The following is a 12,887-nucleotide window of genomic DNA, read 5'->3' as shown; positions in this document are numbered from 1 at the left end:
GATAAGTACAATTATTTCGGTCAATACTAAAACTTTGACGGAAAGCCTCTTGTAAGGCACTGAAATAAGTTTTATTGGAGGGGTGGATGATGTGCTTGAAAAAAAAAGAATGAAAAATTTTGAATTGTTCTTAAGCGAATCAGGGATTTCTATTTTTTACGTGAAAATAGGGTTGGGCTTTCTGTTTGCTTTTTTAATTACCTTTTTCTCTATTCCCACCATCATTAAAATATCCAGAAGAAAGAATCTTATGGATGAGCCGGGGATAAGAAGCTCTCACCTTAGGAAAATCCCCAATCTTGGCGGGATTGCCATTTTTTACTCGATCGGGATTACGGCATCTATTTTTGCTTATGAACTCTTTGACCTCTATAAATTTTTATTTGCTTCATTAATTATTCTCTTATATATTGGAGTGATGGATGATATTGTCGTAATGCGGGCATATAAAAAACTTGTTGCTCAGATCGTAGTATCTTCTCTTATTGTCATAGGGTCAGATATTAGGATCAGAAGCTTATTTGGAATATTCGGCATCTATGAACTGGGGTATATCATCAGTATAGTGTTTAGTATTATTACTTTTATAGTTCTGATTAACGCATTCAATCTGATTGATGGAATAGACGGTCTTGCCGGTGGATATTCCGTCATTTGTAGTGGTCTCTTCGGAATAAGCTATTATAGACTCGGCGAATACAATTATCCTCTGGTTGTTTTATCAGTGATCATTATTGGTACCGTTCTCGCATTTTTATATTACAATTTATCGAATTACAGAGCCAATAAAATATTTATGGGAGATACCGGATCCATGCTTCTCGGTTTTCTGCTGGCTTTTACATCCATATGCTTTATTGATATTTTTATTGATAAGGAACTTCCTAATGTTCCAAGGTATCACCTTCAGTCGGCACCAGTGGTAGCAGTAGCTATTCTTATTCTGCCCATCGTGGATACCCTGAATGTAATTATAATAAGGATATGCAACAAAAAGTCGCCTTTTGACGCAGATAAAAACCATATCCATCACAAACTTTTGAAATTAGATCTTACCCATAGACGTTCCACTTTTTATATTATTGTTTATTATCTTATGATTGTAACGGTGGCCTACTATTTAAGGCATATCAATATAAATCTACTATTACTGATTGTCCTTTTTTTAGGCTTTTTGGGAGCTTATCTACCAGATGTGATTTATCGTTTACGAAATAATAAGAAAATATCAATTTAATTTTTACTTTTGCAAAACATTCAAACATGATGAAGAACTTAAAGTATTTATTTTTACTATTACCCTTTTTTATTACCTCCTGCATCACCAAAAAAGATGTAAGGTATATGCAGCCCAGCGAAAGCCTGGTGATCAACGAAGAAGGACTTGTTCCCTACAATATTCCTACCTACAGGATTACCAAGAACGATATACTTAATCTCAATATTGTGACCACTCCCAAGGGAGATGCAGCTCAGTTTTATTCATCTCTGAATTCATCCGGAGGAGGCAGCTCTTCATTGATGGGTACGGGGGGGGGAGCCGGTACAGGAGGGAATATGAGTTTCTATTTCAACGGATTAAAAGTTGATTCCAAAGGAGATATTAATGTGTTCGGAATAGGATATGTCAAAGCTGAAGGAAGAACATTAGAAGATATTAGCCAGGAGCTTCAGGAAAAAGTAAATGAAAACTTTCAGGAAGGAAAGGCTGAAGTAAGGTTAAACACAAACGGAATAACGTACTATATTTTGGGAGACGTAGAAACCACAGGTCTTTCTGGAGAAAAAGTAGTACACAAAAATACACTTACCATCACTGAGGCACTTGCTATTAACGGGGGTCTGAACAGAACTATAGACAGAAAGAACATCGTCATTCACAGAAAATTACCGGAAGGAATCAAAACAGCAAAAATAGACCTTACCCGCGAAGATATCATGAATTCGCCTTACTATTATATACAGAATGGCGACGAAATCTATCTGAATACAAGAGGAAAGAGCTTAAACGGATTTGGAAAAGATCCTGTACAGACCTTAACTACTGGGGTGTCCGTGATTACGACAGCATTATCAATTTACCTGCTTCTTAAAAACCTTTAATCATGATTCCAGAGAAAGACACCAAAGTAGGTAAAAACGAGCCCCAGAAGGATAAGTACGGATCGTTTGCATTATTTGATATAGAACATTTTGTAAGAAGAATACTCAAAAACTGGTACTGGTTTGTATTGATGCTGTTTATCGGTTATGTTATTTCCTGGGTATACAGTAAATATTATGCACAAAGCATTTATGCTTCAAACCTTTCTTTAAGCATATCAAACAATACATCAAGCTATTTTACCCCTAACCAGTCTATCAATTTTATCTGGGGACAAAATGGAAATCAGGACGGAGTTTATCTTAAGAAAATGTTATTATCAAGATCTCATAACGAGTTTTTGGTAAAAGAGCTTGATCTTTTCGTGAATTATTCGACCAAGGGTATCATCAAATCAACATATATTGATAAAACCGACTCACCAATTTTTCTGCAGATCGATAAAAAACATCTTCAGCAGATTAATTATCCTATTACCCTGATTCCAAAGGGAGGAGACTCTTATGAGGTAGTTCTTCCGGAGGAAGGTCAGTCTACCAGTTTGTATAGTTATGAATCCGAAGGTTTTCAGTCTATTAACGCATATGCCAAACCTGCGAATAAAATTATAAAGATCAACGAATGGTATAATTCCCCGAATCTTAGATTTAGGCTCCTTAGAAATACCGAAACTCCTAAAATAAAAGTTGACAATATTATTGTGACTCTTGGTTCTGTAAATCAAAGTGTGAATGATATCGTTTCTACCATAGGGGTAGAATTTGACAAGGAGATAGGGACAATTATGATTATTAATAAAAGAGGATTTAATCTTAATAGTACCGTCAACTTCTTAAATAAATCGGTAGCCGAACTTCAGAAAAAAAGACTGGCTGATAAAAACATCGTTAACAAAAACACGGACCTTTATCTGCAAAACAACGTAGATAATATCCGTAAAAAGCTGGATTCAAGTGCAGCGGTTCTGAACTATCTGAAAACTTCGGAAAAACTCTACAATATCAAAGACAGGGACGAAAAATCTCTAGATAAAATAAAAGAGCTTGAAGGGAGAAAAGCCGATATCGTGAGCAAGATTAGTTCTTTGAATAACATCAAAAATACACTGCAGGCTCAGGATTTCGAGAAAATGATCAGCACGAATGCTGCTGGTTTTGAAGATGGGTTCTTCTCTGCCTCTGTGACAGAGCTTAAAGCTTTATATGCAAAGAAAAGAGAAATGGCAATGATCTATAAGCCAAATTCTGAACCTATTAGAGAAATAAACAGGCTTATTGATGAGGCTAAAGCTGGATCATCCGGTTCTCTGAGAAATTATTATACGAAATACTATGATGAAATCAATAAAATAGATCAGCAGGTAGCAGAAGCCAATATTGATTTGAATTCATATCCTGAAAAAGAAAGAAAATATCTTGATGCAGAAAGAGGATACAGCATGATCGAAGCGACTTACAACAGTCTTTTAGGAAGGCAGAATGAAGCGCAGATGAAGGTGGCGACCAACCAGTCTGACATCACGGTAATAGACCCGGCAAAAAATCTGGGACAGGCTCCGATAGGTCCGAATGTGAAAGCAATAAAGATGGGAATTATGACCGGACTGCTATTGCTCCCATTTTTATTTATCCTGATAGGAGAAGTATTGGATAATAAGATCCGTAACATTAAAGAATTGTTGAGTGCCACAAAGATTCCACTTCTTGGTGTCATTGGAAATAATAGTAATGAAAATATGCTTACTGTTTTAGAACATCCGAAATCATCTGTTTCAGAGGCCTTCAGAGGAATAAGGGCAAGCATGAGATTTCTGATGGAGAATAATAGAGAAGACGGTAAAGGGAAAACGATTTTGGTTACTTCATCCATCGGAGGAGAAGGGAAAACATATATTTCTATCAACCTGGCTTCCGTAATAGGGTTAAGCGACAAAAAGACCATCCTGCTTGGAATGGACTTGAGAAAACCTAAGATTTTTGGAGATTTTAAAATTGATAATAAATATGGTATTTCAAACTATCTTACAGGAGAAGTAGGAATAGAACAAATCATTAATAATACCAATATTCCTAATCTTGATGTGGCTACTTCCGGACCTATTCCTCCCAATCCTTCGGAACTTTTAATGAGCAAAAGAAACATCAAATTTATAGAAGAGCTAAAAGAGAAGTATGATTTCATTATTATAGATTCGCCTCCGGTAGGTTTGGTAGCAGACTCTTATGAACTGATGAAGTATTCTGATGCCAATATTTATGTGGTGCGTCATGAATATACTGAAAAGTATATGCTGAAAATGATCACTGAAAAGTACCATAATGAGGAGATTAATCATTTAGGTCTCATTTATAATGACTATAATACAAAACAGGGGTACGGCTACGGTTATGGATATGGGTATGGATATGGTTATGGATATTTTGATGAAGACAAAAATTATGAAGAACCACTATTGATAAAAATACGAAATAAGATACAGACAATATTTAATAAAAAATAGCGTTTTAAACCCTCAGCAAATGGGGGTTTTCTTATACTGTCAGTATTTGGAATCTAAGGAAAAAAGAATATTTTTGGCACTTTGCCGTTTACTTTATAACAAATTATGTTTTTTTGTTTATTTTTAACTATACATTAAGAATATCATTAATATAAAAATGTTTTATATTTGCAAAAATTAAATTTTAAAATAACCATAAATCCATATTCTTTTATGAATAAAAAATTATTGTTTAGCTTTCTTGCCTTCCTTGGAATGGTAAGTGTTAAAGCACAAAGAAACGAATTGGGAGTTCGTCTAGGAATGAGTAACCTAGTTGGGGACGTAGGGAGGACCAATTACATTTTACAAAAGCCGTTGGATTTAGACAGAGTGTCAGAATGGGGATTCCCATTTTATGGAGGTTTATTATACAGATTTAATTTTAACCCGCATCAAACCGTTAGATTGGACTTAGGGTACAACCAGATCCAGTTCAGCGATAAAGCTGCGAAAGAAGAATATAGAGTGAATAGAAATTCATACGGAAAAAATAACGTATACGAAACCAGCTTAATGTTCGAATACAACTTTTTCCCTATCAATAACGAGCAGGTAAGCATGGTAAGCCCGTACATCTTCGGAGGTATTGGTGCTTTAATGTTTGATGCACCTAAAGCGAATCTTGTAAACGACTTTAGAAGAGATGCAGACGGAGTAGCACAGGCTCCTCTTAATGAAATGGATTTTACAAGTACTCCACAATATACAGTAGGAAAAAAAGTAACGATGCATATCCCTTTCGGGGTAGGTTTAAAATATAAGTTCAATCATAATTGGTCTATATTTGCAGAAGCTACATTTAGATATACATTAACAGATCAGTTGGATCACAGCAGGATTATGCCTAAGGATGTAACCTCCAGCTTTAATGCAGATATTTTAGATCCTGCTACTGGCGGTTCGCTGCTGCAGTCCGGAAACTATTTTGCAGTCTCTAAAGAAAGAGAGCAAGAACTTATTAACAAAAGAAATATTGGTGATGAAAGGTCTAAAGATTGGATGAATACAGTTAGTTTAGGACTCAGCTACTCATTCGGAAGACCACCATGCTATTGTGATTAATTAATATGTCGTTGATTAAAGATAAAATAAATTCTGAGAATTTACCGAAACACGTCGCCATCATTATGGATGGCAATGGAAGATGGGCAAAAACTCGTGGCGAAGAAAGAACCTTCGGTCACAAGAATGCCATTAATGCAGTAAGAAATGCCATTAATGCCTGTAATGAGATTGATATACCCTATTTAACACTGTATACATTTTCTTCTGAAAACTGGAGCCGTCCTGCAGATGAAGTAAGTACACTGATGAATCTGCTGGTGGAAACCCTGTTGCTGGAAGCTGAAGAAATTTTCAGCAAAGGACTCAGAATGCATGTGATAGGGAATCTGGAAAAACTGCCTCTCCTGGTGAGAGAACAGCTGGAACGTGTAGTAGAACTTACCAAAGAAAACACAAAAGGTAATTTAGTGCTGGCAATAAGCTACGGTTCACAGAATGAAATAGTAGAGGCTGTAAAAAATATCAGCTCCGATGTCAAAGAAGGAAAAGTGGATATTGAGAATATTGATGAAAAATTATTCGAAAGTTATCTTTATACAAAAGACTTTCCTCCTGTAGATCTTCTGATCAGAACGAGTGGTGAAATTAGAATAAGCAACTTCCTCCTTTGGCAGATTGCTTACGCAGAACTACAATTTCTAAATGTCCTGTGGCCGGATTTTACAAAAGATATCTTCTTCCAATGTATTGTTGATTATCAAAATAAAGAAAGAAGATACGGATTAACTGGCGATCAGATAAATGCCCAATAAATTTAAAGAAAAGAAAGACTCGATAAAATGAAGTTTAGACTATTACCCATCATAATGTTTGCTGCTTCGGCGCATTTTTATGGACAAGTAACTCCTCAGGACAGCACTAAAGTAAATAGTGCAGTACATGCCGAAAATGAAGCAGGAACTTACACTCTTAAAGACATTGTTGTAGATGGGGTAAAAAAATATACGCCAGCACAGATCTTACGATTTACGGGCTTAACAAAAGGCGAAGTTGTAGATATTCCAGGACAAAAAATCAGCAACGCTGTTAAAAAGCTTTGGGATACCCAGTCTTTTTCAGAAGTTGAAGTATATGTTCAGAGTATTGAAGGGCAAACCATAATTTTAAGATTCTACTTACAAGACCTTAAAGAACTTGGAGAAGTAAAATTCACAGGTAAAGGAATCGGTAAATCTAAAAACGAAAAACTGGTTAAAGACAATAATCTGAAGCCGGGAACAAAGATCACCCAAAACCTGATCTCCGGACTTAAGACAAAAGTCCCTAAGGATTACGTGAAAAAAGGATTTGCTGATGCCAAAATTACCATTCAGGATAAGGTCAATGCAAACGATCCGTCTATGGTAGACTGGACCATCAATGTAGAGAAAGGGAAAAGAGTAAAAATCGACCATATCGAATTTGAAGGCAACCAAACGGTTACTGATGCACAACTTAGAAAAAAAGCCTTCAAAGAAACCAAACAAAAAAGATTTGGTATCGGAGGAATTCTGAAATCTTCTAAATTTATTGAAGAAAAATATCAGGAAGACAAGCAGAGCCTTGTAAGCTACTATAACTCTTTGGGATATAGAGATGCTGCTATTGTTTCAGATTCCGTATGGAGAAATAAAAGAAATAACTACGAAATCAACGTAAAATTAAACGAAGGGAAGAAGTACTATATCGGAGATGTTACATTCACCGGAAATACCGTTTACCCTACAGAATACTTACAGAGATTGCTAGGATATAAAAAAGGAGATATCTACGATGCGGTAGGTTTCAACAAAAAAGTTGGAGAAGACGGAGGTAAAGAAGACGATTCAGACATCAAGTCTATGTATATGAATAACGGTTACCTTTTCTCTAATATAACACCGGTTGAAAAATCAGTATCAGGAGATGCCGTAAACCTTGAGGTTAGAATCAATGAAGGGGAACAGGCTACCTGGAATAAGGTAACCTGGCAGGGGAATACCACGACTCATGATCATGTTATACTTAGAGCTTTAAGAACAAAACCGGGACAGCTTTTCAAAAAGACAGAAATTAAGAGAACCTATTTTGATCTTGCAGGGATGTCTTTCTTTGATCCACAACAGGTAGGTCAGGATATTCAGCCAAACCAGCAGGATAATACAGTAGATATCAATTGGAAACTGGTTGAAAAAGGGTCTTCCCAGGTGCAGTTACAGGCTGGTTACGGTGGTAACAGCTTTATTGGTACCTTAGGACTTACCTTCAACAACTTCTCTTTGAAAAACTTCCTTAAATTTAAAGACTTTAAGCCAGTGCCTCAGGGAGATGGTCAAACTTTATCCATTCAGGCACAGGCAGGACAGTATTTCCAAAACTATGGCGTTTCATTTACTGAACCTTGGTTATTTGGAACGAGACCTACTGCCCTTTCGGTAAGTTTAAATACTTCCAGAGTAAAATATAGTGACAGTAGTGGTGGTAGCCAGAAGCTTAACATCTTCTCTGCATCAGTTGGTCTGAACAGATTACTGAACTGGCCGGATGACTATTTCTCATTATACACCGGAATCCAGTATCAGAATTATAAATTCAGTAACTATCCATTCCAGTTTGGGGATACCACAGAATACTATGGGGATGCCAATAACTTAAGTCTTAACTTAGGTTTAAGCAGAAACTCAGCAGGTATCGACCCTATCTTCCCAACAATGGGATCAAATATCGAAGTTTCCGCTAAGTTGACCGCACCTTACTCTTTGTTCAGTAACAAAGACTATTCTACAATGTCTCCTGTTGACAAGTACAAGTGGATGGAATTCTATAAAATCAAGTTCAAGGCTGATGTATATAACGAAGTTGCCGGAAAACTGGTGTTGAGATCTTCTGCTGAAATGGGATTTATGGACGGATATAACAAAAAACTGGGTGCTCCGCCATTCGAAAGATTCTACGTTGGTGGTACAGGTTTGTTTGGAGGTAGATATGACGGTCGTGAATTGATTCCTTTAAGAGGATACGAAAATGCATCTACATATGGAGGAGAAGTGGATGATATTACACAAAAAGGAGGTGGTACAATCTATAACAGATTTACACTAGAATTAAGATATCCGATCTCGATGAATCAAACCGCTAAAATTTATGCACTTACCTTTGCTGAAGGAGGTAACGTATGGAACTCATGGAGCACATACAACCCATTCCAGCTGAAAAGATCGGTAGGTGTTGGGGTCAGAGTATATATGGGGGCTTTCGGTTTGATCGGATTTGACTTTGCTTATGGATTCGATAAGACCGTTTCCGGAACAGAGCCATCTGGATGGAAAACCCACTTCTTGATGAACCAATCATTATAATTCATACCTATGAAAAACTTTAAAATCATTTTCACATTTGTACTTTTACTGCTTTTCGGGTTTTCAAATGCCCAGAAAATAGGAGTGGTGGATACAGAGTATATTTTAAATAAATTACCTCAGTACAAAGAAGCCGAAGCGAGATTAAATTCACAGATCGATACCTGGCAGTCAGAACTTCAAAATCTGCAGTCTGAGTACGAAAGAAAAAGAGCGGCATTTGAAAGTGAAAAAGTTTTGCTTATTGGAGACCAGCTTAAACTTAGAGAAAAAGAAGTAGTAGATCTTGATAAGAATATAAAAACGACTACAAGCTTACGTTTTGGGACCAACGGGGAAATTACAAAGTTGAGAACAAATCTGGTAGTACCTTTCCAGGATCAGATCTGGAGCGCTGTTAAAACAGTGTTTGAAAAGAACGGATTAGGCATAGTTATTGATAAAAGCAACACTAATGTGATTATCCATCAGCCCAGATATGATTATACAGAAAAAGTATTGGATGTCTTGTTAAAAGGATCAAAAGGATCTGATAAAAAAGAAAAGACAAGTAGTAAAAGTAAAAAGTAACTTTTTTAAATTAACTTTTACCTTAAATTAAAATCTAAAAACAAATTAAATTATTTATTTTACCAATTATGAAAAAATTAAGTGTATTATTTGCCGCGGTAATAATGGTTGTATCGGTAAGTATGGCAAAAGCTCAGAAATTAGCTACTGTAGATTTAATGGGGGTGCTTAATGCAATGCCTGAAAAGAAAAAAGCAGATACTGATATAAAAGCTTTCTTAGATGCAAAACAAGCGGAGATCAAGAAAAAAGCTGACGCAGGACAAGCTAAATTAAAGCAGTACAGCGAGGAAGCTCCTAAGAAAACTGCTGATGAAAACAAAGCTAGAGAAGCAGAATTACAAAAGATTCAGGAAGAAATAGCTCAAATGCAGGATAAAGCTCAGAAAGATCTTCAGGCTAAACAAGATGTTGCTTTCGGACCTATCGAGAAAAAACTGAACGATGCTATCGAGAAAGTAGCTAAAACTAGCGGATATGAATTCATTATGGATGCAAATTCTGCAGCATTGGTTTACAAATCAGGTGCAGATGCTACAGCTGCTGTTAAGAAAGAATTAGGGATCAACTAAGAAATTAACAAAGTTTTATAAATTAACCGCCTCTTTTAGGGGCGGTTTTTTTATTTTTGCGCTATGGAAAGAGAAGTATCAACAACCGTAAAAGTGAGGTTCAGCGATTGTGATCCGATAGGACATTTAAATAATGTGAAATATCTGGACTATATGTTCAATGCAAGAGAAGATCACGTAGAAACATTTTACGGATTCACCTACGAAGAGTATACCAAGAAAACGGGATGCACCTGGATTGCCATTCAAAATGAGATCGCTTATTTAAAAGAAGTACGATACAATACTCAGGTAGTCATCAGCAGCAAGACTATAGAAATACAGGACAGAACAGCCAAAGTAGAAATACTGATGAAAAGTCTGGATGAAAAAACAGTTCATGCTGTATTATGGGTTACTGTAATCTATTTTAATATTGCAACAAGAAAATCTGAAGTTCATCCCGAAGATATAAAAGAGACTTTCCATAAGTTCTTTGTAAATCTGGAGCAAAAAGATTTCCAGCCAAGAGTAAAATACTTAAGATCTCAGAACGCAAAAAATTCTTAATCAGACAACGGAAAAAATAATCTTTTGCGATGAAAGGATATATTTTCTTTAGCAGTACCTTTGATAAGTAAAATAATAAATTACAGATGAAAAAAATAGCAGTAATAGGGAGTAACGGACAGTTGGGTAACTGTATCAGAAAAATAGCACCTGATTTTGAAAATTCCTACGAATTCATATTTACAGACTCTCAGACTTTGAATATTACAGACGAAAGTCAGATCAATGACTTCTTCTATGATAATAAACCTGATTACTGTATCAATGCTTCAGCCTACACAGCAGTTGATTTAGCCGAAAAAGAAAGTGATAAAGCATTTGCTGTCAATGCTGATGGAGTAGGATACCTTGCTCAGGCATGTGCAGATCATAAAAGCATTTTGATTCATGTTTCCACAGATTATGTATTTGATGGCGATACCAACCTTTCCTACTCAGAAGACGATTTTACAAATCCAACGGGAATATATGGTGAATCAAAGAGAAAAGGAGAAGAATTGGCCTTGGAACTTAATCCTAAAACCATTATTTTGAGAACCTCTTGGCTCTATTCAGAATTTAATAAGAATTTTGTTAAAACAATGCTCAACCTCTTTTCTCAAAAGAACGAACTAGGGATTGTTGCAGATCAGTTTGGTCAGCCTACCAATGCAAATGATCTTGCAGAAACAATCATGAACATTATCCAAACCCCCAACAAAACCTTTGGTATTTTTCATTTCTCCAACTATCCGGAAACGACATGGTTTGAGTTTGCTAAAAAGATCGCTGAATTTTCAAAAACTTCAGTAAAATTAAATCCTTTAACAACCGACCAATATCCTACTCCTGCAAAAAGACCGGCCAGAAGTACCATGTCTTTGGATAAAATAGAGGAGATTTATAAAATAGAACCAAAACATTGGGAAAATAGCCTCGAAGAAGCTGTCAGAACAATTACACAACAATAATATGAAGAATCTAGCAATTGCCCTTTCCGTATTTTGTATACAGTTGTGTTATGCACAAAAGGTGTATCTTTCAAAAATTGAGAAAACAAATGACAATACAGATAAATTCCTGTATAAAAAAGCGGACGCTATAAAGGGTGCCGAATATTTGGGCGAAATTGATGTTCAGGGATTCTCCAATGATGATGCAGCTGTTTTCTCTTTAATATATAAGAAGGCAAAAGAAATAGGAGCCAATACATTTTCATTTAAACCTTTTGAAAATATAACGGGCATTCCGCAACCTCTTAATCCGGCCAATTATAAAATTGCCCTGTACTATACTCCCAAAGAAAACTTAGCAGGCCAGAAAGGAATGCTTTACGTTTTTGCTTCTTCTGATAAAAATCAAAAAATTAACATCAATGAGAAGGATTATGTGTTAACCCCAAGATCATATCTTACACAGGAGATCATTCCCGGAGAAGTATATACTATATCAACAAAGAAACTTTTGGGCTCTACAATTAAAGTTCAGGCAAAAAATAATGACGAGAATCTATATTTTCAGGTTTCTTCCGCAAAAGTTAAATCAGATACCTCAGGAACAGGAGGCTTAAATCTAAAGTCTGGTGATATTATTGGGTTGGAAAGGTCCTATGCTGACTTTTTAAGCCTTATCTATGTACAAAATAAACAATAGGGCTGCACTTTGTATTCAAGTAGACTTTAAAACTAAACATAAGTTTAAATTTTTCTCTCTGCCTGCCAGTTGTTTATGCATTAATATGACGGGATGATGAATTTTATGTTAAATAAGTTTGTTTTGCGTTGTGATAAGTTGCTATCTTTGCCCCACTGAAAAACGAGAGTTGATTAGTAGCACAGAAGAGCTTTTAGGTAAGCGATACTATTTATGAAAAAGCTTTTTAAGGGCTAGAAAATGATCTGATTAATTTTTAGAAATAAAAGTTGCGGGATTTAAAAATTTTAGTATCTTTGCAGTCCGGTTAAACGGAGCGCAGAAGCAGTAAGGACGGATGTTTGTCAAGAGGTTAAGGTTACTTAAAAAACTTTAAATTTTCTTTGGAAAATATTTTGTCATTTAGAAATAAATAATTACTTTTGCAACCGCAAATAGAGGACAGAACGACAGAAAAGCTTCTCTATGTTTTGCGGAAAGAAAAAAGATCATTGACATACAATATACAACCAAGTAAGAAAAAAACTAAAGCGTAA

11 protein-coding genes are annotated in these 12,887 nt (G+C 35.8%); all 11 read left to right on the top strand.

Annotation, left to right across the window (positions count from 1 at the left end; genetic code table 11):
- Positions 1-109: 109 nt before the first annotated feature.
- The 11 genes from BUC06_RS19540 to BUC06_RS19490 all read left to right on the top strand — a co-directional run bounded on the left by BUC06_RS19540 (position 110) and on the right by BUC06_RS19490 (position 12,351).
- Positions 110-1,237, top strand: coding sequence for a glycosyltransferase family 4 protein (locus BUC06_RS19540; RefSeq protein WP_073335822.1), 1,128 nt, complete (start codon positions 110-112; stop codon positions 1,235-1,237).
- Positions 1,238-1,263: 26 nt separating this feature from the next.
- Complete coding sequence (locus tag BUC06_RS19535; protein WP_073335682.1) at positions 1,264-2,103, top strand: polysaccharide biosynthesis/export family protein; 840 nt, start codon at positions 1,264-1,266, stop codon at positions 2,101-2,103.
- A gap of 2 nt (positions 2,104-2,105) precedes the next feature.
- On the top strand, positions 2,106-4,604 hold the full coding sequence (locus tag BUC06_RS19530; protein WP_073335681.1) for a polysaccharide biosynthesis tyrosine autokinase: 2,499 nt from the start codon (positions 2,106-2,108) through the stop codon (positions 4,602-4,604).
- A 213-nt stretch (positions 4,605-4,817) separates the two neighbouring features.
- A complete protein-coding gene (porG, locus tag BUC06_RS19525; RefSeq protein ID WP_073335680.1) occupies positions 4,818-5,708 on the top strand; it encodes a type IX secretion system protein PorG in 891 nt (296 codons plus the stop codon).
- A gap of 5 nt (positions 5,709-5,713) precedes the next feature.
- Positions 5,714-6,463 carry an isoprenyl transferase gene (locus BUC06_RS19520; RefSeq protein ID WP_073335679.1) on the top strand — a complete coding sequence of 250 codons (750 nt, stop codon included), beginning with the start codon at positions 5,714-5,716 and terminating at the stop codon, positions 6,461-6,463.
- A gap of 27 nt (positions 6,464-6,490) precedes the next feature.
- Complete coding sequence (bamA, locus tag BUC06_RS19515; protein ID WP_073335678.1) at positions 6,491-9,028, top strand: outer membrane protein assembly factor BamA; 2,538 nt, start codon at positions 6,491-6,493, stop codon at positions 9,026-9,028.
- Between the two features lie 9 nt (positions 9,029-9,037).
- Positions 9,038-9,598 (top strand): OmpH/Skp family outer membrane protein, encoded by a 561-nt coding sequence (locus BUC06_RS19510; protein WP_073335677.1) that lies wholly within the window; start codon positions 9,038-9,040, stop codon positions 9,596-9,598.
- 68 nt (positions 9,599-9,666) lie between these two features.
- On the top strand, positions 9,667-10,170 hold the full coding sequence (locus BUC06_RS19505) for an OmpH/Skp family outer membrane protein (protein WP_073335676.1): 504 nt from the start codon (positions 9,667-9,669) through the stop codon (positions 10,168-10,170).
- A 63-nt stretch (positions 10,171-10,233) separates the two neighbouring features.
- Positions 10,234-10,719, top strand: a complete 486-nt coding sequence (locus BUC06_RS19500) for an acyl-CoA thioesterase (RefSeq protein WP_073335675.1) — start codon at positions 10,234-10,236, stop codon at positions 10,717-10,719.
- Between the two features lie 86 nt (positions 10,720-10,805).
- Positions 10,806-11,669 (top strand): dTDP-4-dehydrorhamnose reductase, encoded by an 864-nt coding sequence (gene rfbD / locus BUC06_RS19495; RefSeq protein WP_073335674.1) that lies wholly within the window; start codon positions 10,806-10,808, stop codon positions 11,667-11,669.
- Between the two features lies 1 nt (position 11,670).
- Positions 11,671-12,351 carry a hypothetical protein gene (locus BUC06_RS19490; protein ID WP_073335673.1) on the top strand — a complete coding sequence of 227 codons (681 nt, stop codon included), beginning with the start codon at positions 11,671-11,673 and terminating at the stop codon, positions 12,349-12,351.
- The last annotated feature ends 536 nt before the right edge of the window (positions 12,352-12,887 follow it).

This window comes from Chryseobacterium carnipullorum (genome assembly GCF_900142785.1).
Classification (GTDB): domain Bacteria; phylum Bacteroidota; class Bacteroidia; order Flavobacteriales; family Weeksellaceae; genus Chryseobacterium; species Chryseobacterium carnipullorum.
The sequence above is the reverse complement of the archived record's forward strand: the minus strand, read 5'-3'. Positions and strand labels throughout refer to the sequence as shown.